Annotated in this window: 27 protein-coding genes; 16 read left to right on the top strand and 11 right to left on the bottom strand. The window is 54.9% G+C overall.

Features of this window, described 5'->3' with window-relative positions; all coding sequences use genetic code 11:
- Positions 1 to 194: 194 nt before the first annotated feature.
- A complete protein-coding gene (gene tig, locus ACN1CO_RS00700; protein WP_419136916.1) occupies positions 195 to 1499 on the bottom strand; it encodes a trigger factor in 1305 nt (434 codons plus the stop codon).
- Between the two features lie 293 nt (positions 1500 to 1792).
- A complete protein-coding gene (bolA, locus tag ACN1CO_RS00695) occupies positions 1793 to 2107 on the bottom strand; it encodes a transcriptional regulator BolA (protein WP_008924895.1) in 315 nt (104 codons plus the stop codon).
- A 286-nt stretch (positions 2108 to 2393) separates the two neighbouring features.
- On the opposite strand from bolA, the gene ACN1CO_RS00690 reads away from it, so the two are divergent.
- The 8 genes from ACN1CO_RS00690 (at position 2394) to ACN1CO_RS00655 (ending at position 11222) form a co-directional block, all read left to right on the top strand.
- On the top strand, positions 2394 to 2972 hold the full coding sequence (locus ACN1CO_RS00690) for a lipoprotein (protein WP_419136914.1): 579 nt from the start codon (positions 2394 to 2396) through the stop codon (positions 2970 to 2972).
- A gap of 57 nt (positions 2973 to 3029) precedes the next feature.
- The gene (gene ampG / locus ACN1CO_RS00685; protein WP_419136912.1) at positions 3030 to 4520 is read left to right on the top strand and encodes a muropeptide MFS transporter AmpG; all 1491 of its coding nucleotides are present in this window, start codon (positions 3030 to 3032) and stop codon (positions 4518 to 4520) included.
- A 444-nt stretch (positions 4521 to 4964) separates the two neighbouring features.
- On the top strand, positions 4965 to 5891 hold the full coding sequence (gene cyoA / locus ACN1CO_RS00680; protein WP_419136910.1) for a cytochrome o ubiquinol oxidase subunit II: 927 nt from the start codon (positions 4965 to 4967) through the stop codon (positions 5889 to 5891).
- Positions 5892 to 5895: 4 nt separating this feature from the next.
- Complete coding sequence (cyoB, locus tag ACN1CO_RS00675; protein WP_292989579.1) at positions 5896 to 7878, top strand: cytochrome o ubiquinol oxidase subunit I; 1983 nt, start codon at positions 5896 to 5898, stop codon at positions 7876 to 7878.
- A complete protein-coding gene (locus tag ACN1CO_RS00670) occupies positions 7878 to 8495 on the top strand; it encodes a cytochrome o ubiquinol oxidase subunit III (RefSeq protein ID WP_013356987.1) in 618 nt (205 codons plus the stop codon). The genes cyoB and ACN1CO_RS00670 overlap by 1 nt, the downstream gene beginning before the upstream one ends.
- Positions 8495 to 8824 carry a cytochrome o ubiquinol oxidase subunit IV gene (locus ACN1CO_RS00665; RefSeq protein ID WP_136196568.1) on the top strand — a complete coding sequence of 110 codons (330 nt, stop codon included), beginning with the start codon at positions 8495 to 8497 and terminating at the stop codon, positions 8822 to 8824. The genes ACN1CO_RS00670 and ACN1CO_RS00665 overlap by 1 nt, the downstream gene beginning before the upstream one ends.
- Positions 8825 to 8837: 13 nt before the next feature.
- A complete protein-coding gene (gene cyoE, locus ACN1CO_RS00660; protein ID WP_090963256.1) occupies positions 8838 to 9725 on the top strand; it encodes a heme o synthase in 888 nt (295 codons plus the stop codon).
- Positions 9726 to 9857: 132 nt separating this feature from the next.
- Positions 9858 to 11222, top strand: a complete 1365-nt coding sequence (locus ACN1CO_RS00655) for an MFS transporter (RefSeq protein ID WP_283546090.1) — start codon at positions 9858 to 9860, stop codon at positions 11220 to 11222.
- Positions 11223 to 11871: 649 nt separating this feature from the next.
- Here the strand turns inward: ACN1CO_RS00655 and ACN1CO_RS00650 are convergent.
- A complete protein-coding gene (locus tag ACN1CO_RS00650) occupies positions 11872 to 12363 on the bottom strand; it encodes a YajQ family cyclic di-GMP-binding protein (RefSeq protein ID WP_003852530.1) in 492 nt (163 codons plus the stop codon).
- 135 nt (positions 12364 to 12498) lie between these two features.
- Between ACN1CO_RS00650 and panE the strand changes: the two genes are divergently transcribed.
- The gene (gene panE, locus ACN1CO_RS00645) at positions 12499 to 13419 is read left to right on the top strand and encodes a 2-dehydropantoate 2-reductase (protein ID WP_419136905.1); all 921 of its coding nucleotides are present in this window, start codon (positions 12499 to 12501) and stop codon (positions 13417 to 13419) included.
- Positions 13373 to 13969, top strand: a complete 597-nt coding sequence (yajL, locus tag ACN1CO_RS00640; protein WP_419136903.1) for a protein deglycase YajL — start codon at positions 13373 to 13375, stop codon at positions 13967 to 13969. The genes panE and yajL overlap by 47 nt, the downstream gene beginning before the upstream one ends.
- Positions 13970 to 14035: 66 nt before the next feature.
- Here the strand turns inward: yajL and thiI are convergent, their stop codons facing one another.
- The gene (gene thiI, locus ACN1CO_RS00635; protein ID WP_419136901.1) at positions 14036 to 15484 is read right to left on the bottom strand and encodes a tRNA uracil 4-sulfurtransferase ThiI; all 1449 of its coding nucleotides are present in this window, start codon (positions 15482 to 15484) and stop codon (positions 14036 to 14038) included.
- Between the two features lie 232 nt (positions 15485 to 15716).
- Between thiI and xseB the strand changes: the two genes are divergently transcribed.
- The 4 genes from xseB to ACN1CO_RS00615 all read left to right on the top strand — a co-directional run bounded on the left by xseB (position 15717) and on the right by ACN1CO_RS00615 (position 19798).
- Entirely contained in the window at positions 15717 to 15959 is a 243-nt protein-coding gene (xseB, locus tag ACN1CO_RS00630) for an exodeoxyribonuclease VII small subunit (protein ID WP_013356982.1), read from the top strand.
- Positions 15959 to 16858 (top strand): (2E,6E)-farnesyl diphosphate synthase, encoded by a 900-nt coding sequence (gene ispA / locus ACN1CO_RS00625; RefSeq protein ID WP_419136899.1) that lies wholly within the window; start codon positions 15959 to 15961, stop codon positions 16856 to 16858. The genes xseB and ispA overlap by 1 nt, the downstream gene beginning before the upstream one ends.
- 19 nt (positions 16859 to 16877) lie before the next feature.
- Positions 16878 to 18743 carry a 1-deoxy-D-xylulose-5-phosphate synthase gene (gene dxs / locus ACN1CO_RS00620; RefSeq protein WP_090963267.1) on the top strand — a complete coding sequence of 622 codons (1866 nt, stop codon included), beginning with the start codon at positions 16878 to 16880 and terminating at the stop codon, positions 18741 to 18743.
- 80 nt (positions 18744 to 18823) lie between these two features.
- Positions 18824 to 19798: an aldo/keto reductase gene (locus tag ACN1CO_RS00615; protein ID WP_419136897.1), complete on the top strand. Its 975-nt coding sequence runs from the start codon at positions 18824 to 18826 to the stop codon at positions 19796 to 19798.
- 62 nt (positions 19799 to 19860) lie between these two features.
- On the opposite strand, the gene pgpA is transcribed toward ACN1CO_RS00615, so the two are convergent.
- The 6 genes from pgpA to nrdR form a co-directional block, all read right to left on the bottom strand.
- On the bottom strand, positions 19861 to 20355 hold the full coding sequence (gene pgpA / locus ACN1CO_RS00610) for a phosphatidylglycerophosphatase A (RefSeq protein WP_090963271.1): 495 nt from the start codon (positions 20353 to 20355) through the stop codon (positions 19861 to 19863).
- Positions 20345 to 21322 carry a thiamine-phosphate kinase gene (gene thiL / locus ACN1CO_RS00605; RefSeq protein ID WP_419136895.1) on the bottom strand — a complete coding sequence of 326 codons (978 nt, stop codon included), beginning with the start codon at positions 21320 to 21322 and terminating at the stop codon, positions 20345 to 20347. Before thiL ends, pgpA begins: the two co-directional genes overlap by 11 nt.
- A 55-nt stretch (positions 21323 to 21377) precedes the next feature.
- Complete coding sequence (nusB, locus tag ACN1CO_RS00600) at positions 21378 to 21797, bottom strand: transcription antitermination factor NusB (RefSeq protein ID WP_010255372.1); 420 nt, start codon at positions 21795 to 21797, stop codon at positions 21378 to 21380.
- Positions 21798 to 21816: 19 nt separating this feature from the next.
- The gene (gene ribE / locus ACN1CO_RS00595) at positions 21817 to 22287 is read right to left on the bottom strand and encodes a 6,7-dimethyl-8-ribityllumazine synthase (RefSeq protein ID WP_136196561.1); all 471 of its coding nucleotides are present in this window, start codon (positions 22285 to 22287) and stop codon (positions 21817 to 21819) included.
- A gap of 90 nt (positions 22288 to 22377) precedes the next feature.
- Entirely contained in the window at positions 22378 to 23478 is a 1101-nt protein-coding gene (gene ribD, locus ACN1CO_RS00590) for a bifunctional diaminohydroxyphosphoribosylaminopyrimidine deaminase/5-amino-6-(5-phosphoribosylamino)uracil reductase RibD (RefSeq protein WP_419136892.1), read from the bottom strand.
- A gap of 3 nt (positions 23479 to 23481) precedes the next feature.
- Positions 23482 to 23931: a transcriptional regulator NrdR gene (nrdR, locus tag ACN1CO_RS00585; protein WP_009091750.1), complete on the bottom strand. Its 450-nt coding sequence runs from the start codon at positions 23929 to 23931 to the stop codon at positions 23482 to 23484.
- A 186-nt stretch (positions 23932 to 24117) separates the two neighbouring features.
- On the opposite strand from nrdR, the gene lysM reads away from it, so the two are divergent.
- A complete protein-coding gene (gene lysM, locus ACN1CO_RS00580) occupies positions 24118 to 24555 on the top strand; it encodes a peptidoglycan-binding protein LysM (protein ID WP_419136889.1) in 438 nt (145 codons plus the stop codon).
- Between the two features lie 16 nt (positions 24556 to 24571).
- Positions 24572 to 25150 carry a DUF3251 domain-containing protein gene (locus ACN1CO_RS00575; protein ID WP_419136887.1) on the top strand — a complete coding sequence of 193 codons (579 nt, stop codon included), beginning with the start codon at positions 24572 to 24574 and terminating at the stop codon, positions 25148 to 25150.
- A 59-nt stretch (positions 25151 to 25209) separates the two neighbouring features.
- Here ACN1CO_RS00575 and secF read toward each other — a convergent pair whose 3' ends face one another.
- Positions 25210 to 26178 (bottom strand): protein translocase subunit SecF, encoded by a 969-nt coding sequence (gene secF, locus ACN1CO_RS00570; RefSeq protein WP_283546100.1) that lies wholly within the window; start codon positions 26176 to 26178, stop codon positions 25210 to 25212.
- Positions 26179 to 26186: the final 8 nt, after the last annotated feature.

The raw sequence follows: 26186 nt of genomic DNA, 5'->3' as shown, positions 1-26186 counted from the left end.
CTATCTGGGGATGCTGCACGCATGTTTCAAGCATAACAACCTTTTCTCTGTTCGCTAACCAGGAAAAAGCGATGCATGAATAATTTGCTGATTAATTAAGCAAATAGTGGCGAAGAGTGGCGTTCTGTACGTAAAACACAAAAAAGCCCGCGACTTTTCAGTCACGGGCTTAGCACAGACGGTTAAATGCGTGATCAGGCCTGAGCGGTCTGATTCATCAGTTCCTGGAAGTTGGTCTCTTTCTCGGTCACTTTAGCTTTCGCCAGGACCGCTTCAACCGCTTGCTCTTCCAGCGCAACGTTGCGCATATTGTTCATCAGCTCGTTATTCTTGCTGTAGAACTCGATCACTTCCTGCGGATCTTCATACGCAGAAGCCATCTCTTCGATCATGGTGCTTACGCGTGCTTCGTCAGCTTTCAGCTCGTGGGTACGAATGACTTCGCCCAGCAGCAGACCGACAACCACACGGCGTTTAGCCTGCTCTTCGAACAGTTCGCGTGGCAGTTCCAGCGCCTGCTGTTCGTTGCCACCGAAACGCTGTGCAGCCTGGCGACGCAGAACGTCGATTTCGCTGTCAACCAGTGCAGCTGGCACGTCGATTTCGTTCGCTTCAACCAGACCGTCGATCGCCTGAGTTTTGATGCGGTTACGGATAGCGCCTTTCAGCTCGCGATCCATGTTCTTACGCACTTCAGTACGCAGACCGGCAACTGAACCATCTTCAACGCCGAAACGTTTGATGAACTCTTCAGTCAGCTCTGGCAGTTCGCGCGTTTCAACTTTCTTCAGCACGATCTCGAACTTCGCATCTTTCCCTTTCAGGGTTTCTGCGTGGTAGTCGTCCGGGAATTTCACGTCGATAGTGAAAGTCTCGCCCGCTTTGTGACCCACAACGCCTTCTTCAAAGCCTGGGATCATGCGGCCCTGGCCCATGGCCAGAACGAAATCAGAGGCTTTGCCGCCTTCGAATTCTTCACCGTCTACTGAACCGTTGAAATCGATAGTGGCACGATCTTCCGGACCTGCAGCAGCGTCGCTTTCGATCCAGTTGGCCTGCTGCTTACGCAGAGTGTCCAGCATGGTATCAACGTCAGCATCAGTGACTTCAACAACGGGTTTTTCGACTTCGATGTTTTCCAGGCCTTTCAGCTCAACTTCCGGATAAACTTCGAATTCAACCGCGTAGGTGAAATCCTGACCTTCTTTGTACTCGCCTGGCACGTAGTTTGGTGCGCCAGCCGGATTAATTTTTTCTTTGATGATGGCATCAACGAAGTTGCGCGTCATCAGCTCGCCCAGCACGTCCTGACGGACAGAAGCGCCGTAACGCTGCGCAACGATGTTCATCGGCACTTTGCCTTTACGGAAACCATCGATGCGGACTTTCCTGGCAACGTCAACCAGTTCTTTTTTTACTGTGCTTTCGATGCTGTCAGCTGCAACAGTAATCGTAATGCGACGGCCCAGGCCCTGAGTGGTTTCTACAGAAACTTGCATCTTGTTACCTCAAAAAATCACGTGCTCGGTCAACTTCAGACACCACACATAGTGAAATGCGCCGTATCCAACAACCGGGACGGCTTCCGTGAAGAGAACCTGATCCCTGTTACCAGAAGCGTCCCGAAGACATTCCGGAAAAATAGACGCAGCATTATAGCGGCATCGCTGGAATGAGTCGAGGACGCTAACTCACCACTTTTCAGCAGGTTTGCTGCTTTTTTGAGCCAGGGATCGCGTTTTTCGCTAAATAACAGAAAAAACGGCCCGCAGGCCGTTTAGATGAAGGGAGGTCAGGCGAGTGTGCCGGCACCACGACAGTTAGGCGAAGCCAGTACGGTATCCTGCAACCCTTCCCACTCTTTCAGGGTATAAGTATGCAGGGCTAAGGCATGCACGCTGCCCGCTAATTCCGCCGCCAGTTCGCCATAAATCAGGCGGTGACGCGCCAGAAAGCGCTGGCCCGCAAAGCAGTCGCTGACAATCACCACTTTGAAGTGACTTTCAGATCCGGCAGGAACATTGTGCCGGTAGCTCTCGTCATGCACTTCCAGATGAGCTGGCTGAAATGCCACTCGCAGCTTTTCTTCTATTTGTTCGCGGATCATGGCTATTACTCCTCAATGGCGAGCGCGATGCCCCATCTCATTCAATCTTAGTCGCTTTTAGTGCGCATACTCGTCAGCGGACGCTAAATATTGCATTTTATGTCAGCCCGCTTCCGCCGCGCATAATAACGCAGCTGAAACGAACAGCATACCGGCCTGTCAGAGAAGGAGCTTAAAACGGTTTCAGACACAATTTCCCCGGCGACAGGGCTTTTTTCACTGCCGGGCAATGCTATGATGCCCCCAGTTTTTGCAAACCAACCCCCTGACACCAACGAGAAAAAGTATGTTGAAAAAACTGTTATTCCCACTGTTGGCTGCGTTCATTTTAGCCGGCTGTGCAACCAGCAATAATACCCTGACTATTCAGCCTAAAATTCAGTTGCCACAGCAGGATCCGGGCCTGATGGGCGTGACGGTCAGCATCAACGGTGCCGACCAGCGTAAAGATCAGGCGCTGGCAAAAGTTAACCGTGATGGCCAGTTAGTGACGCTGACCTCTTCGCGCGATCTGCGTTTCCTGCTGCAGGAAGTGCTGGAGAAGCAGATGACCGCTCGCGGTTACATGGTTGGACCTAATGGTGCGGTCGATCTGCAGATTGTGGTTAATAATCTCTATGCCGACGTAACGCAGGGCAATGTGCGCTACAGCATTACCACCAAAGCGGACATCTCGATCATCGCGACCGCAAAAAACGGCAACAAACAGGTTAAAAACTACCGCCAGACTTACAGCGTAGAAGGAGCGTTCAACGCCAATAACCAGAAGATTACCAACGCGGTTAACTCCACCATGAGCGATGTGATCGCGGATATGGCACAGGACACCAGCGTCAACGACTTCATCAAGCAGAACGCCCGTTAAAACCTTATCTCTTCTGCCCTGCCCTGCGCAGGGCTTTTTGTTATCTGCAGGATCCGCATGAACCACTACATTCGCCTCTTCAGCCAGAAAAACGCCGCCGTCTTGCTGCTCCTCGGTTTTGCTTCGGGACTGCCGCTGGCACTGACATCGGGCACGTTGCAGGCGTGGATGACGGTGGAAAATGTGGATCTGAAAACCATCGGCTTCTTTTCGCTGGTCGGCCAGGCCTATGTCTTCAAGTTTCTCTGGTCGCCGATGATGGACCGTTATACGCCGCCGTTTCTGGGCCGGCGTCGCGGCTGGTTACTGCTTAGTCAGCTGGCGCTGGTAGCCGGAATTTTCGCGATGGGCTTTCTGCAGCCGGGTCGCGATCTGACAATGATGGCCGCGCTGGCGGTGCTGATCGCCTTCTGCTCCGCCTCGCAGGACATCGTTTTTGACGCCTGGAAAACCGACATTCTTCCACCTGAAGAGCGCGGCAGCGGCGCGGCGATCACCGTGCTGGGTTATCGACTGGCGATGCTGATATCAGGCGGGCTGGCACTGTGGCTGGCTGACCGCTATCTGGGCTGGCAGGCGACCTACTGGCTGATGGCATTGATGATGGTGCCGGGCATTATCGCCACGCTGGTGGCAAGCGAGCCGGACACGCGCATCTCCACTCCTCATTCGCTGCGTCAGGCGGTTGTCGATCCGCTGAAAGATTTTTTTCAGCGCAACAACGCCTGGCTGCTGATTACCCTGATTATTCTTTACAAACTGGGCGATGCCTTTGCCGCCTCGCTGACCACCACCTTTCTGATTCGCGGCGTCGGCTTCAATGCCGGTGATGTCGGCCTGGTTAACAAGACGCTGGGCCTGCTGGCGACCATTATCGGGGCGCTCTATGGCGGCGTGCTGATGCAGCGGCTGAGTCTGTTCCGGGCGCTGATGATTTTCGGCGTGCTGCAGGCAGTATCAAACTTTGGTTACTGGCTGCTGGCGGTGACCGACAAACAGTTGTGGAGCATGGCCAGCGCCGTCTTTGTGGAAAACCTCTGCGGGGGCATGGGCACCGCGGCCTTTGTCGCATTGCTGATGACACTGTGCAATAAATCGTTCTCAGCGACCCAGTTTGCCCTGTTGTCGGCACTGTCAGCTGTTGGCCGGGTCTATGTCGGCCCGGCGGCGGGCTGGCTGGTTGAACTCTGGGGCTGGCCGACCTTCTATGCCTTTACAGTGTTCGCGGGTCTGCCGGGTCTGGTGCTGCTGGCTTTTTGCCGCCAGACGCTTAATCAGGTCGAACAGAGTGGCAATTTCCTCACACGAAGCTACTATCCACTTGGTTATCGCTGGACTAATCGTCTTTTTGCAGCCGGATGTGGCGTGCTGGCTCTCTGGCTGATTGCGCTGGCACTGAATGCACTGGGACTGACTGCGCTGGCACCGCTGCTCACCCGTCTGTTTGAACTGGGCATGACCCTCTCCTTACTGGCGGTGTTTACAGGGGTGTTGCTGGATTACCGGGCGCTGAAGAGAACGCCGGTGTTGCCCGCATCAGACGCTTAAGCGAAATCGATAGATTAACGCGCTGCGGCTTATTTTCTGGCATCCGAATAAGTCGTCGTCATTTATCATCGCGTGTTATTTTTAAAAAATAAGAATATGACCTGAGGAGGCGTAGCGGAAATACTAAAAACCGGTGAGCAATTACTTTAGTTAAATTTCATCGCGCAAATGATGCAGACTTGTTAAATATTTGGGAGTTAAAAGTAAGGGTTATTCCTTTCCCTGATTTTTTTACGGTTACTTCCATTGGTTTTTGTTATATTGACGGCAACTGCTTGTCTGCGTTAATTATTTGTCACCTGGCGCAACATCTGTGACACCCTTAGCAAAAGGTGTCAACACGTATCTGACACATCCTTAAGCTGGTTTACACTGCATAAACCTTCCCGTAAAATGCGCGCACACTTAAACGACAATAGAGCCCTTTGTCATTGAGGTCGTTAAATGAGACTCAGTAAATACAATAAAAGTTTGGGGATTTTGTCATTAATTGCAGGCACTTTATTAATGAGTGGCTGCGATAGTGCATTGTTAAATCCCAAAGGACAGATTGCACTGGAGCAACGTTCGCTGATACTGACTGCCTTTGGCCTGATGTTGATCGTCGTGATTCCCGCAGTCCTGATGGCCGTGGTGTTTGCCTGGAAGTATCGGGCGTCCAACACGAATGCGAAGTACAGCCCTAACTGGTCACACTCTAACAAAGTGGAAGCCGTGGTCTGGACCATTCCGATCCTGATCATTCTCTTCCTTAGCGTACTGACCTGGAAATCGACCCACGCACTGGAGCCCAGCAAACCGCTGCAATCTGATGTGAAACCGGTTGAGATCGATGTGGTTGCACTGGACTGGAAATGGTTGTTCATTTACCCGGAGCAGGGTATTGCGACTGTGAACCAGATTGCCTTCCCGGCAAATACTCCGGTGACCTTCAAAATTACGTCTAACTCCGTCATGAACTCTTTCTTCATCCCAACGCTCGGCAGCCAGATTTACGCGATGGCTGGTATGCAGACCAAGCTGCATCTGATTGCGAATGAGCCGGGAATTTTCGACGGTATCTCTGCGAACTTCAGTGGTCGTGGTTTCTCTGGCATGAAGTTTAAAGCCATTGCAACCAAAGACGATGCGGAATTCCAGCAGTGGGTGGCTAAAGTTAAAGCAGCCCCTAACACGCTGACTACTATGGATGATTTCGAGAAAGTGGCTGTGCCAAGCGAAAATCACCCGGTGGAATATTTCTCTTCAGCTGATCCGAAACTGTTCATGCAAGTCATCGACAAGTTCAAGATGAGCCACGGGAAAATGGACATGCCACAGCATGAAGGTATGGACATGAGTCACGCCGCTTCCGCGGGAGCCGAGGAATAATACGATGTTCGGAAAATTAACACTTGATGCAGTGCCGTACCATGAGCCGATTATCATGGTTACGGTTGCCGCTATCCTGATAGGTGGAGCGGCACTGGTTGCTGCGCTCACCTATTTTGGTAAGTGGAAATATCTGTGGTCTGAATGGCTGACGTCAGTCGACCACAAACGCCTGGGTATCATGTACATCATCATGGCGTTCGTCATGCTGATTCGTGGTTTCGCTGATGCCATTATGATGCGTACCCAGCAGGTTATGGCTTCGGCCGGTGAAGCGGGCATTCTGCCACCGCACCACTACGACCAGATCTTTACCGCGCATGGCGTGATTATGATCTTCTTCGTGGCGATGCCTTTCGTGGTTGGCCTGATGAACATCGCGGTTCCGTTGCAGATTGGTGCACGTGACGTTGCGTTCCCGTTCCTGAACAACCTGAGCTTCTGGTTTACTGCGGTCGGTGTGATCCTGGTTAACCTGTCTCTGGGTGTGGGCGAGTTCGCACAGACCGGCTGGCTAGCTTATCCGCCGCTTTCCGGCGCGGAGTACAGTCCCGGGGTCGGGGTCGATTACTGGATCTGGAGCCTTCAGCTCTCAGGTATTGGTACGACTTTAACCGGTATTAACTTCTTCGTGACCATCCTGAAGATGCGCGCACCGGGCATGAGCCTGTTCAAAATGCCGGTCTTTACCTGGACCGCGCTGTGCACCAACGTCCTGATCATCGCTGCGTTCCCGGTTCTGACCGTGACCCTGGCGCTGTTGACCCTTGATCGTTATCTCGGCTTCCATTTCTTCACTAATGAAATGGGCGGGAACATGATGATGTACGTCAACCTGATCTGGGTCTGGGGCCATCCGGAAGTGTATATCCTGGTACTGCCGGTGTTTGGTGTGTTCGCAGAAATTACTGCGACCTTCTCCAAAAAACGTCTGTTTGGTTATACCTCTCTGGTATGGGCGACCATCGCCATTACCGTGCTGTCGTTTATCGTCTGGTTGCACCACTTCTTCACCATGGGTGCAGGTGCCAACGTTAACGCCTTCTTCGGTATCATGACGATGATCATCGCGATTCCGACCGGGGTTAAAATCTTTAACTGGCTGTTCACCATGTATCAGGGCCGCATTCAGATGCACTCTGCCATGCTGTGGACCGTTGGCTTCCTGGTAACCTTCTCTGTAGGGGGTATGACTGGCGTACTGCTGGCCGTTCCGGGCGCTGACTTTATTCTGCATAACAGCCTGTTCCTGATTGCACACTTCCATAACGTTATCATCGGTGGTGTTGTCTTCGGTTGTATGGCGGGCGTGACCTACTGGTTCCCGAAAGCATTTGGCTTCACCCTGAACGAAACCTGGGGTAAGCGCGCATTCTGGTTCTGGATCATTGGCTTCTTCGTTGCCTTTATGCCGCTGTACGCACTGGGCTTCATGGGTATGACCCGTCGTCTGAGCCAGGATATCGATCCACAGTTCCACCCTCTTCTGGTGGTTGCTGCGGTCGGTGCGGGCCTGATTGCACTGGGTATCCTGTGTCAGCTGACCATGTTCTACGTTTCAGTACGTGACCGTGATCAGAACCGTGATGTGACAGGTGACCCGTGGGGCGGTCGTACGCTGGAGTGGGCAACCTCTTCACCACCTCCGTTCTACAACTTTGCTGTGATCCCACACGTGCATGAGCGTGATGCATTCTGGGAAATGAAAGAGAAAGGCGAAGCGTACAAACAGCCGGCATCTTATGAAGAGATTCATATGCCGAAAAACAGTGGTGCAGCAATCGTCATCTGCGCATTCGCCACTGTAATGGGCTTCGCGCTGATCTGGCATATCTGGTGGATGGCGGGTCTTTCATTCCTCGGCATGATCGTTACCTGGATCGTGAAGAGCTTCGACGAAGACGTGGATTACTACGTTCCGGTTGCTGAAGTTCAGAAGATTGAAAACCAGCACTTTGACGAAATCAGCAAAGCAGGTCTGAAATAATGTCAACTGAAACTCTGATTAAACATCACCACGACGCCCATGCGGAGCATGGGCATCACGATGCAGGAGCCAATAAAGTCTTTGGCTTCTGGATCTACCTGATGAGTGACTGCATTATCTTCGCAACCCTGTTTGCGACCTATGCTGTCATGGTCAACAACACTGCCGGTGGCCCGGCAGGTAAAGATATCTTTGAGCTGCCGTTTGTTCTGGTAGAAACCGCCCTGCTGCTGTTGAGTTCGATCACTTACGGCATGGCTGTTATCTCCATGAACAAGGAGCAAAAAGGTGCCGTTATCGGCTGGCTGGCGCTGACCTTCCTGTTCGGTCTGGGCTTCATCGGGATGGAAATCTATGAATTCCATCACCTGATTGCTGAAGGCTTTGGTCCGGATCGCAGTGGCTTCCTGTCTGGCTTCTTTACGCTGGTCGGTACCCACGGTCTGCACGTGACCTCAGGTCTGATCTGGATGCTGGTTCTGATGTTCCAGGTTTCCAAACGTGGCCTGAACGCGACTAACCGCACCCGTATCATGTGTCTGAGCCTGTTCTGGCACTTCCTGGACGTGGTCTGGATTTGCGTCTTCACCGTTGTTTACCTGATGGGAGCCATGTAATGAGTCATTCTGTTAACGAACATGGCGCTTCACACGGTAGCGTGAAGTCCTACATGATCGGCTTCATCCTCTCTATCATCCTGACGGCAATCCCGTTCTGGATGGTAATGGATGGCAGTGCATCTCACGGTACTATCCTCGGTGTTGTTCTGGTCTGTGCGATAATCCAGGTGCTGGTTCACCTGGTTTACTTCCTGCACTTAGACAGCAAATCTGAGGGTGGCTGGAACATGGTAGCCATTGTTTTCTCGGCCATCATCATCCTGATTGTCGTAGTGGGCTCACTGTGGATCATGTGGAACCTCAACTACAACATGATGCCTCACTAAAGAGTCACGCGTAATGTTTAAGCAATACCTGCAAGTTACAAAACCAGGAATTATTTTCGGGAATTTAATTTCTGTGATCGGCGGATTCCTGTTGGCTTCCAAAGGCAACACGGATTACGCCCTGTTTCTCTTCACCCTGGTGGGCGTGTCACTAGTGGTTGCGTCAGGTTGTGTTTTCAACAACGTGATTGACCGCGACATTGACATCAAGATGGAGAGAACCAGGAATCGGGTGCTGGTAAAAGGCCTCATCTCCGCGAAAGTAAGCCTGGTTTATGCCACTGTGCTGGGTATTGCTGGCTTTGCGTTGCTCTACTTCGGTGCTAATCCGCTGGCCATGTGGCTGGCGGTGATGGGCTTCGTGGTGTACGTGGGCATCTACAGTCTCTACATGAAGCGTAATTCCGTTTACGGCACGCTGATTGGAAGTCTGTCGGGTGCTGCGCCGCCGGTTATCGGCTACTGCGCAGTCTCCAACCAGTTTGATGCTGGCGCGTTAATCCTGCTGGCGATCTTTAGCCTGTGGCAGATGCCGCATTCGTACGCGATTGCTATCTTCCGCTTTAAAGATTATCAGGCAGCGAACATCCCGGTTCTGCCGGTGGTGAAAGGGATTTCCGTGGCTAAGAATCATATTACGCTCTATATCCTGGCGTTTATGATTGCCACGCTGATGCTGACGCTGGGAGGCTACGCGGGCTACAAATATCTGGTGGTGGCCGCTGCGGTCAGCGTCTGGTGGCTGGGCATGGCGTTATCGGGTTACAAAACCGCAGATGACCGTGTCTGGGCACGTAAAGTGTTCGTCTTCTCTATCGTGACCATCACCGCGCTGAGCGTGATGATGTCGGTAGATTCGCTGGCTCCGGCCTCGAAGGACCTGCTGACTTACGTCTGGTAACCGGCACCGATACAGCATGAAAAGGGCGCGATTATCGCGCCCTTTCTTTTTGTTACCACTGCTTAAAAACTATTGTTTTACCCGCCCTGCCCCGCCACCTAGAATAAATGCAGCACATTAATAGAGGTTGGAATGAACGATAATAAAATGACTCCGGTGGAGCTGCGCGCCACATGGGGCCTCGGTACGGTCTTTTCCCTGCGCATGCTGGGAATGTTTATGGTCCTGCCGGTACTGACCACTTATGGCATGGCGTTACAGGGCGCAAGTGAAACCTTAATCGGTCTGGCGATTGGCATCTATGGCCTTGCCCAGGCAATATTTCAGATTCCTTTTGGTCTGCTTTCCGATCGTATTGGCCGTAAGCCGTTGATCGTTGGCGGACTGTTGCTGTTTGTTCTGGGCAGCGTTATCGCCGCCTGCACCGACTCTATCTGGGGCATTATTCTGGGCCGTGCGCTGCAGGGTTCAGGGGCGATAGCCGCTGCCGTGATGGCTTTGTTATCCGATTTAACCCGTGAGCAGAACCGCACCAAAGCGATGGCGTTTATTGGCATCAGTTTTGGGGTGACCTTCGCGATTGCGATGGTGGTCGGCCCGATTGTCACTCACGCGCTGGGCCTGCATGCGCTGTTCTGGATGATTGCGATTCTGGCGTCGCTGGGTATCGTGATTACCCTGCTGGTGGTGCCGTCCGCTTCCCATCATGTACTGAACCGTGAATCGGGCATGGTGAAAGGCAGCTTCCGCAAAGTGATGGCGAATCCGCGTCTGGTGAAGCTCAATATCGGTATTTTCTGCCTGCACGTCCTGCTGATGTCGAGCTTTGTCGCCTTACCAGGACAGTTTGAGCAGGCCGGATTCCCGGCCCCCGAACACTGGAAAGTCTATCTCTCCACGATGCTGATCGCCTTTGCGGGCGTGGTGCCGTTCATCATTTATGCCGAAGTGAAGCGTCGCATGAAGCGCGTGTTTGTCGGCTGCGTCGGGATGATTGTGATTGCTGAGATCGTGCTGTGGGGTGCAGAAGGTCATTTCTGGACGCTGGTAGTTGGTGTTCAGCTTTTCTTCTTCGCCTTTAATCTGATGGAAGCCATTCTGCCTTCGCTGATCAGTAAAGAGTCACCTGCTGGCTATAAAGGAACGGCGATGGGGATCTACTCCACCAGCCAGTTCCTGGGTGTGGCCGTTGGTGGCAGCATGGGTGGCTGGGTGTTTGGTCATTTCGATGCGCAGACCGTGTTCCTGGTTGGCGCGATGGTGGCTGCGGCCTGGCTGTTTGTGAGCATGACGATGCAGGAGCCGCCTTATGTCAGCAGTCTGCGCATCGTGCTGAGTGATGCTGCACTGGCTGTGCCGAATCTGGAGCAGCGCCTGAAAGCGCAGCCGGGGGTTAATTCCGTGTTCATCGTTCCGGAAGAGAAAAGCGCGTATATCAAAATTGATAGCAAGGTCACCAGCCGGCCTGAGCTGGAAGCGCTGCTGGGGAGTTGCTGATAAAAAGTGGGATTGCATGCTTAGCTGTTAGATGGTGCGTACATTGCGAAACGGCTTGAAAGCCAGGCACCAGCCCGTTTCGCTGTATGATCGAGCTGGCTCAGGAAACACGGTCAGATCGGAAAGTCGCAAAACCCGCCATCCATGGCACGCTCGGCCCGCGCCGTCCTGGCGCGGGACGCTTTCCTCTTCTGCCCATGTTCCCTGCGCCCCTAAGCTTTTGAGTTGCTGCCAGGTTCACCCGCATTTAAGTTTCTGATCATATCACCCCACACAATCCTTCTTACAGACCACTAACCAGCCTAAAGCGATGGGAGCCTGTGCCTGTAGCAAAGCATAGCGGGCCAGGGACAAAAACGCCGGGAGCGTTTTTGAACAACGCAACGCTTTGGCCCGTTTACGGGCGCACCTCAGGGATGAGGTGCGTAATCGCTCGCGCTGAGCCCGCCATGGATGGCGCTGTTGCGTCTTTGCGTAAGGCACAGGCTCCCTGAGCCAGAACGCGCACTCGCAGACGACCTTACTCACAGCCAGCTCCAGACGCTAAATACTTTTCAAAGCAATTGCCCCGACTCAACAACAAAAAACCCGGCCTAAGCCGGGTCTCTTGTTGTTGCATTCAGACTGAGAAAACTCAACCTGCCCCCGCTTAATCGCGGAAGTTCTTAAACTGGAACGGCTGGCCCAGATTGCTGCCGCGTACGATCGCCATCGCGCCCTGTAAATCATCACGCGCTTTGCCGGTCACACGCAGCGCTTCACCCTGAATCTGGGTCTGCACTTTCAGCTTGCTGTCTTTGATGAGCTTCACCAGCTTCTTCGCCACGTCGCTTTCAATGCCTTTCTTCAGTTTGGCATCGACCGCCCAGCTTTTGCCGCTGTGCTCAATCTCTTCCGGCACCTCTAAGGCACCGCCTTCAATTCCGCGCTTCAGCAACTTCTCACGCAAAATATCGACCAGCTGCTTAACCTGAAAATCAGACTCGCTGGTGATCTTGATGGTTTCATTCTTTTCGTTGAGCTCAAACTCGGCGCTCACGTTGCGGAAATCGAAGCGGGTAGACACTTCACGGTTGGCATTCTCCACCGCATTGCGAATTTCCTGCAGATCGACCTCTGAAACGATATCGAAAGATGGCATCTCTTCTTCTCCTGACGCTAAAGTGACATGCATAATACGCGTCTTAGGGTGCTAAATAAAATCAGGCTGCACACAACGCTATAATGAAAGTGTGACAGTAAATAATAGATGGATAGCCCGCCAGCGGGAGGCAGCATGAAAATTACCGTGTTAGGTTGCGGTGCTCTGGGTCAGGTCTGGCTGACAGCGCTGGCCCGCCAGGGACATGAGGTGCAGGGATGGTTGCGCGTGCCGCAGCCCTACTGTTCAGCGAATGTGGTTGATCCTCAGGGCAACATATCGAACCGCACCTTTATCGCCAACGATCCGCTGTTCCTGGCGGAAAGCCAGCTGCTACTGGTCACGCTCAAAGCCCCACAGGTCTCACCTGCGGTGAAAAATCTGGAAAGCGTGCTGCCAGAAAACTGCCCGGTGCTGCTGCTGCACAACGGCATGGGGACACTGGAGGAGTTGAAAGGGCTGACTCAGCCACTGCTGCGCGGTGTCACTACCCATGCGGCGATGCGCGATGGCACCGTCATCAAACACATTGCGAGTGGCATCACCCATATCGGCCCCGGTAATCGCAAAAGCGCCGCTTACAGCGATCTCGCCGATATACTTCACCATGCGCTGCCCGATGTGGCCTGGCATGACAACATCCGGGCGGCCTGCTGGCGTAAACTGGCCGTCAACTGCGTCATCAATCCGCTCAGCGTGGAGTATGAATGCCAGAACGGCGCCCTGCGCGCTTATCCGGAGCAGATCGCGCAACTGTGCGAAGAGATCAGCTGGGTCATGGAGCGCGAAGGCCAGAACGTTGCCAGCGACAGCCTTCAGGACATCATCTTCGATGTGATCGAAAGCACTGCGGCCAACACCTCTTCAATGCTGCAGGACGTTCGCGCCCAGCGGCTCACCGAAATCGACTATATCAGCGGCTTTCTGCTGCGCCGCGCCCGGACGCACGGCATGGTGCTGACGGAGAACACCCGTCTGTATGACATTGTTAAACGCAAGGAGTCCCATTATGACCGCGAACGCATCGGTGCTGGTTTGCCTGGCACATGGCAGTGAAGAAACCGAAGCTGTCACCACCATCGACCTGCTGGTTCGGGCCGGGCTAAAGGTTGTCACCGCCAGCGTCGAAAGCGATGGCAGCCGGGAGATCGTCTGCTCACGCGGTGTTCGCCTGCTGGCTGACGTCACGCTGGTCGAGGTCGCCGACAATGACTTCGCTGCCATCGTCCTGCCCGGTGGTCTGAAAGGGGCTGAAACCTTCCGTGACAGTCCGCTGCTCGTCGAAACGGTGCGTCAGTTTCACCTCAATGAGAAAATTGTCGCCGCGATATGCGCCGCGGCGGGCACCGTGTTGATCCCCCACGATCTCTTCCCGGTCGGTAACATGACCGGCTTTCCCGGCTTAAAAGAGACTATTCCGGCAAATAAGTGGATGGAGCGACGTGTGGTCTGGGATCCGCGTGTCAATCTGTTGACCAGCCAGGGGCCTGGCACGGCGATGGATTTTGCGCTGAAGCTGATTGATCTGTTGGTGGGAAAAGAGATGGCGCGCGAGGTGGCCGCACAGCTGGTGCTGGCTCCCGGCATTTATGACTATCAGGATTAAATACAGAGGCTTAAAAAGAGGAAGCCAGTCAGCCCTGAACAGGTGCTGACTGGCTCTGAGAGGTGACTACGGGCGGTAAACTTTAACGTTCTTAAAGCCCTGCTCATGCAGATAGAGCGCCTGAAGACGGCTCATCACACCGCGATCGCAGTAGAGCAGCCAGGTGCGGTTCTGATCGAGATCGCCAAACTGGGTGCTGAGTTTGTAGAACGGCAGCGATTTTACTTCCGTGGCTTTCAGCGTCAGAGGCTTATCTTCCTGCTCATCGATAGATCGGATATCCAGCACCACGTCGTTCTCACTCAGCAGGGCGACGGTCTCAACTTCCACCACCTCCTCTTCTGTCTGCTCAGCGATAGTACGGATATCGACATTGGTCGCTTCTTCGATGACCCGATCCAGAATCGTGAAGTCGAAATTCTGCTCTTCCGCTTCGATCTTCTCTTTCACCGCTTTCACGGTCGGGCTTTTTGAGATCACGCCGCAATATTCCGGCATAGTGCTGGCGAAATCTTCGGTGCCGATTTCACGGGCAATCCGGATGATGTGCTCTTTGTCGTGAGAGATCAGCGGACGCAGAATCAGCGTATCGGATGCATTATCGATCAGGCGCAGGTTGGTCAGCGTCTGGCTCGACACCTGACCGACCGCTTCACCGGTGACCAGCGCCTGCACGCCGTAGCGCTCAGCAATCGTCGAGGCGGCACGCACCATCATACGCTTCAGCACCACGCCCATCTGACCGTCATCCACTTTCTCGAGGATCTCACCCACGACCGGCTCAAAATTGATCGCCACGAAGCGCACGCGGTGTGAACGACCAAAACGATTCCACAGATAGTGCGCAACCTGACGGACGCCAATTTCATGCGCGGTACCGCCAAGATTAAAGAAGCAGTAATGCACGCGACTGCCGCGACGCAGCAGCATATAGCTGGAGACACCGGAGTCAAAACCACCGGAAATCAGCGACAGTACATCTTCCTGCGTGCCAATCGGGAAACCGCCGAGGCCTTCGTAGCGCGCAGTGACCAGCGTCAGGCGATTCTCTTCAACTTCCAGATTCACCGTCACGTCCGGGTGTTTAAGCTGCACGCGGGCGCTTTCAATATGCTGATTCAGGCCGCCGCCCACATAGCGCTCCACATCCTGCGAACTGAAGCTATGCTTGCCACGACGCTTAACACGCACGCAGAAGCTCTTCCCTTCCAGACTGTCGCGATACTGCGCTAACGTCTGTTCAAAGATGTGATGAATATCGGTGTACTCGCGATCTTCAACCGCTAAAACGTGATGGATACCGGGAATGCGCGCCAGCTCATCGGGAATAATCTCTCCCAGCGCTGCATTTTTTGACCGCACTTCAATGTGATCCCAGTGACGCACAACGGCGATTTCGTCGCTAACGGTTTTCAGGACGTTGCGGATATTGCTGGCAAGAATCTTGATAAAGCGCAAACGCACCGACGGACTCTTGATGGTGATTTCAGGAAATAACTTGATGATAAACTTCATGGCGACACAGCTTCGTTGGGCAAATAAGTGCTAAAACAGGCGGCACTTAGCTGGTAAAATCACAAAATTGCGGGCTGCAAGGCGCAACCGCATCCGAGGCGCGGGAGTATATCACCTTTGTCAGGTGACTGCTTCTTCATCAGCCGCCGCATTGATTATTTTGCTAATCATAGGGTCTCAGCTACCATGACCGATTGCGAGATAATGTCCCAACCGTGAGTCGACACGAACTATGCCGAAAAAAGCCGAACAGCCAGCCAGCTTTGAAACGTCATTGCAGCAGCTGGAGCAGATTGTCAGCCGTCTGGAAAGTGGTGAACTGCCACTGGAAGAAGCCCTGAACGAATTTGAGCGCGGCGTGCAGCTGGCGCGGAATGGCCAGCAGACGCTGCAGCAGGCTGAACAGCGGGTCCGTATTCTGCTGAACGATGATAAAGATGCCGACCTCACTGCTTTCACGCCGGAAAACGACTAATGGATTTCGCCCGATTACTCGACGTTTATCAGCAGCAGGTGAACGCCGCGCTGACGCGTTTTATAGAGCCACTTCCTTTTCAGAGTTCTCCTCTGGTGAATGCCATGCATTATGGGGCATTATTAGGCGGTAAACGCCTGCGTCCTTTTCTGGTCTACGCTACCGGTGAAATGCTCCACGCCGACCCGGCGAGTCTGGATGTTCCCGCCGCCGCGGTTGAATGCATTCATGCGTACTCTCTGATTCATGACGATCTCCCTGCGATGGACGATGATGCATTGCGTCGCGGGCAGCCAACCTGTCACATTAAATATGGCGAAGACACGGCGATCCTGGCGGGCGACGCCCTGCAGACGCTGGCCTTTTCTATTCTGGCCGATGAAGACATGCCCGGTGTCAGCGCCGAATATCGTCTGATGATGCTCTCCGAACTGGCTAAAGCCAGCGGCGTAGCCGGAATGTGTGGCGGACAGGCACTGGATTTAGCGGCAGAAGGCAAATCTGTCGATCTCGACCAATTGGAACAGATTCATCGTCACAAAACCGGCGCGCTGATCCGCTCAGCCGTGCGGTTAGGCGCATTAACGGCAGGCGATGCAGGACGTGAAGCGCTGCCGCTGCTCGACCGCTACGCAGAGGCTATCGGTCTCGCGTTTCAGGTGCAGGACGACATTCTGGATGTCGTGGGGGATACGGCGGTGATCGGAAAACGCCAGGGTGCCGATCAGGATCTGGGGAAAAGCACCTATCCTTCACTGTTAGGCCTTGAAAATGCCCGTGCCAAAGCGCGGGATTTGTATCAGGAAGCTCTTGATGCTTTAGAATTGCTCGCTGCGCACTCTTATAACACTACAGCACTGCAGGCGCTGGCGAGCTTCATAATTGAACGCGACAAATAACTTCCATAATGAGTCTCTGATGAGTTTTGATATTGCTAAATACCCGACACTGGCGCTGGCAAACACGGTTCAGGAGCTGCGCGCCCTGCCAAAAGAGAAGTTGCCTGCGCTGTGTGATGAACTGCGTCAGTATCTGTTAGACAGTGTAAGCCGCTCCAGCGGCCATTTTGCGTCGGGTCTGGGCGTAGTCGAACTGACGGTCGCGCTGCATTATGTCTATAACACCCCCTTCGACCATCTGGTGTGGGATGTGGGTCATCAGGCTTATCCGCATAAAATTCTGACCGGTCGCCGCGATCGCATCGGCACCATCCGTCAGAAAAATGGCGTACACCCGTTTCCGTGGCGCGGCGAAAGTGAATATGACGTCTTAAGCGTCGGTCACTCATCGACTTCCATCAGCGCCGGTCTTGGCATGGCTGCAGCAGCAGAACGTGAAGGTCAGGGACGTCGCACCGCCTGTATCATTGGCGATGGCGCCATCACCGCTGGTATGGCTTTTGAAGCGATGAACCATGCCGGTGATATCAAGCCGGACATGCTGGTCATCCTCAACGACAATGAGATGTCGATCTCTGAAAACGTCGGTGCGCTGAATAACCGCCTGGCGCAGATTCTGTCCGGTAAAACCTACGCACGACTGCGTGAAGGCAGTAAGCGTGTGCTGACCAGCCTGCCGCCGATTAAAGAGCTGGTAAGACGCACTGAAGAGCATCTTAAAGGCATGGTGGTGCCGGGCACGCTGTTTGAAGAACTGGGCTTTAACTATATCGGCCCGGTCGATGGTCACGATGTGCTGACGCTGGTGAATACGCTGAGCAACATGCGCAGCCTGAAAGGCCCGCAGTTCCTGCATATCATGACGAAGAAAGGCAAAGGCTACGCCCCGGCAGAGGAAGATCCGATTGCCTGGCACGCCGTACCCAAATTTGACCCTGCGATTGGCGAACTGCCGAAAAGCGCAGAAGGTCTGCCGAGCTACTCTAAAATCTTCGGTAACTGGCTGTGCGAAATGGCCGCCGACGATCCCAAACTGATGGCAATTACGCCGGCGATGCGTGAAGGCTCGGGCATGGTGGCCTTCTCCCGCGAATTCCCGAATCAATATTTTGATGTGGCGATCGCCGAGCAGCACGCGGTGACCTTCGCAGCGGGTATGGCGATTGGTGGCTACAAACCGATTGTTGCCATCTACTCGACGTTCCTGCAGCGCGCCTACGATCAGCTGATTCATGACGTCGCCATCCAGAAACTGCCGGTCCTGTTTGCTATCGATCGCGGTGGTATTGTGGGGGCGGATGGTCAGACTCACCAGGGCGCGTTTGACCTCGCCTATCTGCGCTGCGTGCCGGATATGGTGATCATGACCCCAAGCGATGAAAATGAGTGTCGGCAGATGCTTTACACCGGCTATCACCACCAGGCTGGCCCAAGTGCCGTGCGCTATCCGCGCGGCACGGGTGTCGGTACGCCGCTGGCACCGCTGCAGAGTCTGCCGCTGGGTAAAGCAGTCGTGAAACGTCAGGGTGAAAAGCTGGCGATTCTGAACTTCGGTACGCTGTTACCGGAAGCTGCTGCCACGGCAGAAGCGCTGAATGCGACGCTGGTTGATATGCGCTTTGTGAAGCCGCTGGATGAGGCACTGATCGCCGAACTCGCCGCCACGCACGACTCACTGATTACGCTGGAAGAAGGCGCAATCAAAGGCGGAGCGGGTAGCGGCGTCAATGAATTTATCATGGCAAAACGTCTGGCGGTTCCGGTGCTGAATATCGGTCTGCCCGATGAGTTCATCCCGCAGGGCACGCAGGATGAAGTGCGTCATGACTATCTGCTGGACGCCGAAGGCATTCAGCAGCAGATCGCCCGCTGGCTGGCGCAGTAACCTCCCTTCTCTGCGCTCCCCCTGGGGAGCGCAACATCCTGCTATGCTGTAACCTTTGCACTTCTGCAGGAGCCTCCATCATGAAAACGATTCAACTGGGTACCACCGATCTGCAGGTGTCGCGCCTCTGTCTGGGTTGTATGACCTATGGCGAGCCAGCGCGCGGTAACCACGCCTGGACGCTGCCGGAAGAAAGCAGCCGTCCGCTGATCCAGCAGGCGCTGAACGCGGGCATCAACTTCTTTGATACCGCCAACAGCTACTCCGATGGCAGCAGTGAAGAGATCCTGGGCCGGGCGCTGAAAGATTTCGCCCGCCGCGACGAGATCGTAGTCGCCACTAAAGTCTATTTCCCGCTGACCAATCTGTCACAGGGCCTGTCGCGCAGAAATATCCTGCAGTCAATCGATGATAGCCTGCAGCGCCTCGGCATGGAGTATGTCGACCTGCTGCAGATTCACCGCTGGGACTACGACACGCCGCTGGAAGAGACGCTGGAAGCGCTGCATGATGTCGTTCAGTCTGGCAAAGCCCGCTATATCGGTGCCTCGTCGATGCACGCCAGCCAGTTTGCTCAGGCGTTGCAGATGCAGTCGGAACAGGGCTGGCATCGCTTTGTCAGCATGCAGGATCAGTACAACCTGATTCAGCGCGAAGAGGAGCGTGAAATGCATCCGCTCTGTCTGAAAGAGCAGATCGCCGTGCTGCCCTGGAGTCCGCTGGCACGCGGTAAGCTGACCCGCCCGTGGGGTGAGAATACCGCGCGTTCCGCCTCTGACCAGGTGATGGCAAAGCTCTATGACAAGACCGAAGAGAACGATGCGGTGATTGCAGAGCGGCTGGCGCAGGTCGCAGAAAGTAAAGGTGTCACGCGGGCGCAGGTGGCGCTGGCCTGGCTGCTGAGTAAGCCTGTCGTTACCGCACCGATTATTGGCGCGTCGCGTGCTGAGCAGTTTGAGGATCTGGTGAAGGCGGTGGATGTCACGCTGAGTGACGAAGAGATTACCCTGCTGGAAGAGGTCTATCAGCCGCATCAGGCCGTAGGATTCGAGTAAATCCGAAGTGACGCCCTGCCCGGGCGTCACCTCTTATCAGGCGTTTAGTTTAGCCCCGGCGGTTAAGCCGCCAGCCAGACCCCAATGCCATAAAGCATGGCAGCGGAAATCACACCAGCAATAATATCATCAACCATGATGCCCATGCCGCCATGCACATTGCGGTCAAACCAGCGAATCGGCCATGGCTTCCACATATCCAGAATACGGAACAGCACAAAGCCGCCCAATACCCATTGCCAGCTGTTAACCGGAATCGCCATCAGCGTAATCCACATGCCGATAAACTCATCCCAGACAATGCTACCGTGATCGTGTACGCCCATATCTTTGGCGGTGCGATGGCAGAGATAAACGCCGACGCAGATACCGACCAGCACGACCAGCGAATAGAGATCCTGCGGCAGAAAGGTCATCAGCCACCAGAATGGGATGGCCGCCAGCGATCCCATGGTGCCCGGCACGACCGGGCTTAATCCGCTACCGAAACCGGTCGCCAGCAGATGCCAGGGATTGCTCATCCGCAGGCGGCTTTTCGCCACGTCGTTATTTAGTATCAAAGTGATCAAACCCTTTATGGCGGAATGTTGCGGGTTTGCCGTTATCCAGCAGCGTCAGGCCTTCCGACTCCGGTGCCATCTGTCCGATGCAGGTATAAGGCACGCCCAGATGACCCAGCGCCACATCCAGCGCGCCGCGATTCACCTCCGGCACGGTGAAGCAGAGTTCATAGTCTTCGCCGCCGCTCAGCGCCCAGCGCAGTACCTGCTCTGGCTCGAAGTGGTCGCGCAGCGCCGCCGACAGCGGTAACGCATCCAGGTTAAGCCGTGCGCCGCAGCCGCTGGCTTTGAGCACATGGCCAAGATCGGAAATCAGACCGTCGGAAATATCCACTGCCGAAGAGGCCAGCGATCGCAGTGCCTGCCCCTGCAGAATGCGTGGCATCGGACGCAGATGACGTTTAATCAGCGCTTCATGCACCGCCGGATCGCTGATGCGGCAGTGATGCTGCAGCAGCGCCAGACCCGCCGCGCTGTCACCCAGCGTGCCGGTCACGAAGATCCAGTCGCCCGGCTTCGCACCGGAACGTTTCAGGGCGCGGCCCTGCGGTATCAGACCGTGAATCGCCAGCGTCAGGCTCAACGGACCACGGGTGGTATCGCCGCCCACCAGCTGCATATCGTAATATTCCAGCAGTTCAAACAGGCTTTCACTGAAGGCGGAAAGCCAGCTCTCATCGACCTGCGGCAGCGTTAAGGCCAGCGTCAGCCATGCGGGATCGGCGCCCATAGCAGCAAGGTCGCTGAGATTCACAGCCAGGGCTTTGTAACCCAGATCGGCAGGATGGATATCCCGTAAGAAGTGCACACCCGCGACCAGGGTATCGGTGCTGATCGCCAGCGTCTGTTTTTCCGGCACGCTAAGTAACGCACAATCGTCACCGATGCCGAGTTCGACATCACGGCGGCTGCGTGTTCTGCGGTTGAAGTAGCGTGCGATGAGTTCAAATTCACCACAAGACATAATTGCGTTCCGCTTAACCCTTCATGAAAAAAGGCCGGCAAGCCGGCCTTTTTGTTTATTTGCGATTGGGTCGAATTTGTGGACCGGCTTTATCCAGCACGCCGTTAACAAATTTATGACTGTCTTCGGCACCGAAGACTTTCGCCAGCTCAATCCCTTCGTTGATGGCCACTTTATACGGCACATCATTACGTTTGCTCAGCTCATACAGCGAGATGCGCAGGATCGCTTTTTCCACCTGGCCCAGCTCTTCGAGCTGACGCGACAGGTAGGGCTTCATCAGTCCATCCAGATACGCACTGTTGGTCGCCACACCGGACAGCAGTTCGCGGAAGTAGGTAATGTCGACGTCTTTGACGTCCTGTTCCGCCAGAAACTGGTATTCCACATCGGCAATGTCGTTATTCGACAACTGCCAGGAGTAAAGCGCCTGAACAGCGCACTCACGGGCGCGACGACGAGCAGCAGGTTTCACAAAATTCCCCTTACAAAAATCAGGCTTTAATGGCTTTCAATACGTTGATCATTTCGAGCGCAGTCAGAGCCGCTTCAGCACCTTTGTTACCCGCTTTGGTGCCGGCACGCTCAATGGCCTGCTCGATGCTTTCAGTGGTCAGCACGCCAAACGCGACGGGAATGTCGCTGTTCATGGCAACGCTGGCGATACCGGAGCTGGCTTCACCCGCCACATATTCGAAGTGGGCAGTGCCACCACGAATGACGGTGCCGAGTGCGATAATCGCATCATATTTGCCGGAGTTTGCCAGCGCACGGGCTGCCAGAGGCAGTTCGTAGGCACCAGGCACCCAGACTACGGTGATATTGTCATCTTTGACCTGGCCGATACGTTTCAGGGCATCAACTGCGCCATCCAGCAGGCTGTCATTAATGAAGTTGTTAAAACGCGCAATAACGATGGCAACATTGGCCTCAGGCGTTGCAACAGCAGCTTCGATAACTTTCATACTTATCCTTTCAGGGGTTTGGTTAGCCCCGCGCAGGGGGGCGGATTCTATCATACTCTTGGGCGGCGTGCTCTCGCTTTTCCGACCGTGTTATTGTGGTGTCAGGGTCAGGCGTAAATCGTCACCGACCTGCCGGACATCGCTGAATCGGAAGGCCGGCGCGTCGGCCAGCTGGCTGAGTCCCGGCAGCTGACAGAGGACGCGACCGTCGTGACCTAGCAGCTTAGGTGCCAGATAAACAATCAGTTCATCAACCAGTCCGGCCTGCAACAGGGCACCGGCCAGCGAGGCCCCTGCTTCAACCCAGACGCTGTTAATCTGTCGTCTTCCCAGCAGCATCATCATGGCCACCAGATCCAGCTGCTGTTCGCGCAGCGGAACGGCAATCTGCGTGACATCAGCGGGCCAGCTCTGCTGATCCGGCTCATGACGCATCAGCCAGGTTTCGCCAGGCTGCGAAATGAGCCGATGCTGCGGTGTCACGCGATTCTGGCTGTCGATAATCACCCGCACCGGCTGACGCAGCTGCTGCTCATCGAGCAGAGATTGGGTCTCTGCACTGAGTTCAGACCAGCGCACCGTGAGCGAGGGATCGTCCGCCAGCACCGTGGCGCTGCTGCTGAGGATGGCGGCGCTTTGCGCACGCAGCCGTTGCACATCACGACGGGCAGCCGGCGAGGTGATCCACTGGCTTTCGCCGCTGGCCATGGCCGTGCGACCATCCAGTGACGCACCCAGCTTGAGCTGAATCCAGGGGAAGCCGGTGCGCATCCGCTTGAGGAAGCCGCGATTGAGCGCTTCCGCTTCCGGCATCATCAGACCGTGGCTGACGTCAATGCCCGCCTGATGCAGACGGTGCAGTCCACGACCCGCAACCTGCGGATTAGGGTCCTGCATAGCGGCCACGACACGGGTGACGCCTGCAGCGATCAGCGCATCACAGCAGGGCGGTGTGCGGCCATGATGGCTGCACGGCTCCAGCGTGACATAGGCGGTTGCGCCACGCGCTTTCTCGCCAGCCATGCGCAGCGCATGGACTTCGGCATGCGGCTCACCGGCGCGCTGATGCCAGCCTTCACCGACGACTTCACCATCGCGCACAATTACGCAGCCGACATTAGGGTTCGGCATGGTCGTAAAACGGCCGCGTCGCGCCAGTTCCAGCGCGCGCGCCATATAGCGCTCATCCATACGTTAATCCTGTAACCGGGCGATCTCTTCGCCAAAATCACGAATATCTTCAAAGCTGCGGTAAACCGAGGCGAAGCGAATATAGGCGACTTTATCGAGTTTTTTCAGCTCATCCATCACCAGATTGCCAATCAGCTTACTGGGGATCTCACGTTCGCCGGTGGCGCGCAGCTGAGTTTTAATATGGTTCACAGCGCTTTCAACCGCGTCGGCACTGACCGGACGCTTCTCAAGCGCTTTCATCATCCCGCTGGCCATTTTGTCTTCATTGAAGGGTTCGCGTACGTCATTGCTTTTCACCACGCGCGGCATCACCAGTTCCGCCACCTCAAAGGTGGTGAAGCGTTCATGACACATCAGACACTGGCGGCGGCGGCGCACCGAGGAGCCTTCACTAACCAGACGAGAATCAATCACTTTGGTGTCCACAGCGGAGCAGAATGGGCAATGCATGACGTTTCCTGACGCGAGAGTGATAGGCCTGACAGTGTAACGCGAACTGCGAATCAACAAAATCTCTTCCGTGCCTTTCATGGGGTTCTCATCGCAGGATAAACGATGCTAAATTTCGTCTGCGGCAAAAGGGACTACGCTTTAAGAGCTGCAATTAAAATTTTCCACTAACACATTGGAGGTTGTATGGGTCTGTTTAACTTTGTGAAAGAAGCCGGTGAAAAACTCTGGGACGCCGTGAACGGCGGTGATGACCAGAATAAAAAGCTGCAGGATCACATCAACAAGCTCGGCTTGCCTGACAGCGACAAGGTCGACGTGAAGGTTAATGGCGATACCGTGACCGTGACCGGCGATGGCCTTTCCCAGGAGCTGAAAGAGAAGATTCTGATCGCGGCAGGTAACGTGGCAGGCATCACGAAAGTCGAAGACAAGGTGACCGTGACCGACAGCGCGGCCGAGTCAGAGCTTTACACCGTGAAAAAAGGCGACACGCTGAGCGCGATTTCCAAACAGGTTTACGGCAACGCTAAAGAATATAACAAGATTTTCGAAGCGAATAAGCCAATGCTCTCTCATCCTGATAAGATCTATCCTGGCCAGGTTTTACGTATTCCAAAATAACGGACAAGGATAACTTATGAGCAGGATGGTTTGGATTCCGGTGGCGCTTTCTCTGGTTACACTGAGTGGCTGCAGCAGCACGGCCAGCAATCCTCAGGTCAGAGAGTTGCATCAGGAAGTGAGTCAGCTTAATCAGCAGATGCAGCACCTGACTTCACAGGCCAGCGCGCTGGAGATCCAGGGGCAGCTCAATAGCCAGTTGCAGCAGGGTGCCTGGCTGGTGCCGCAGGCGAACACGCCGGTGGCGCTGCAGACTCAACTCGGTACGCTGCGACTGACGCTGTCGCCTGTCACCGCCGAAGCCAGCGGCTCGCGGGCAACCCTGACGGTGCGTTCAATGGACGACCGGCCTCTGCCCGCCCTGCATGCGACGGTGATCTGGGGTGAACTCGACCCGGCGACCGGTAAACCGCTGAACAGCGACAGTCTGACTCAGACGGTCGCGGTGCCTGCCTCGCTGCTCCCGCAGCACTCGGCGAGCATCCCGCTGCGCCTCAGCGGCCTGACACCGGAGCAACTGGGTTATGTCCGCGTGCACAACGTAACCGGTGACGCACCGGCCCAGACCTCCCCTGCTGCACCCGCTAATCCTTAACCGTGGTGCAAAAAAAATGGGCAGCCAAAAGGCTGCCCATTTTTATTTCTGACGCGCGATTAAGGCAGGATAGAAGGCTGATCCGCGCCCTCTTTCTCGACTTTCTGCACCATCATATGTTCACGCTTCATGCCCAGCTTCAGCGCCAGCGCCGAAGAGACATAAATGGATGAAATCGTACCAATCGTCACACCAATCAGCATGGTCAGTGAGAAGCCTTTCAGCAACGCACCACCAAACACGAACAGAATGAGGATCATTGCCAGCGTCGTCAGCGAGGTAATCAGCGTACGGCTTAACGTCTGGGTCAGTGACACGTTCGTAATATCGTAAGAGCTGCCGCGACGGATCTTGCGGAAGTTTTCACGGATACGGTCAGAGACCACGATTTTATCGTTAAGCGAGTAGCCAATCACCGACATCAGTGAGGCAACAATCGTCAGGTCGATTTCAATGCGGAACAGCGCCAGCAGGCCGCAGGTGATGATCACGTCATGCGCCAGCGCCAGCACGGTGCCCAGCGCCAGACGCCACTCAAAGCGGAAACCGATATAGATCAGAATCGCAATCAGTGCAGACAACAGCGCCATCGCACCCGCCTGCGCCAGGTCGCTACCCACACTCGGGCCAACGAACTCAATGCGCTTAACGGTCGCGTTTTGCTGCGTGGTCTGGTTGATCACCGACACCACTTTATTGCCTAACTCCGTACCCGCCGGGCCGGTAACCGGTGCCATACGCACCATGACGTCACGGCTGCTGCCAAAGTTCTGCACCAGCGGCTCGTCAAAGCCCGCTTTCACCAGTTCACTGCGCAGCGTGTCGAGGTCGGCCGGTTTTTCCAGCGCGATCTCAATCACCGTACCACCGGTGAAATCGAGGCCCCAGTTAAAACCACGCACACCTACGATCGCAATCGCAGCGAGAATCAGCAGTCCTGAAATGATGAAGGCCAGCTTATCCCAGCGCATAAAGTCGACGACTTTACGCCCGTGGTTTAACTGCTCAATGTTATATTCCTGTGCCACAACGCACT

This window comes from Pantoea sp. R13S299, from assembly GCF_048515925.1.
Lineage (GTDB): Bacteria > Pseudomonadota > Gammaproteobacteria > Enterobacterales > Enterobacteriaceae > Pantoea.
Note: the sequence above shows the minus strand (reverse complement) of the source record. Positions and strands in the feature narration are given on the sequence as shown.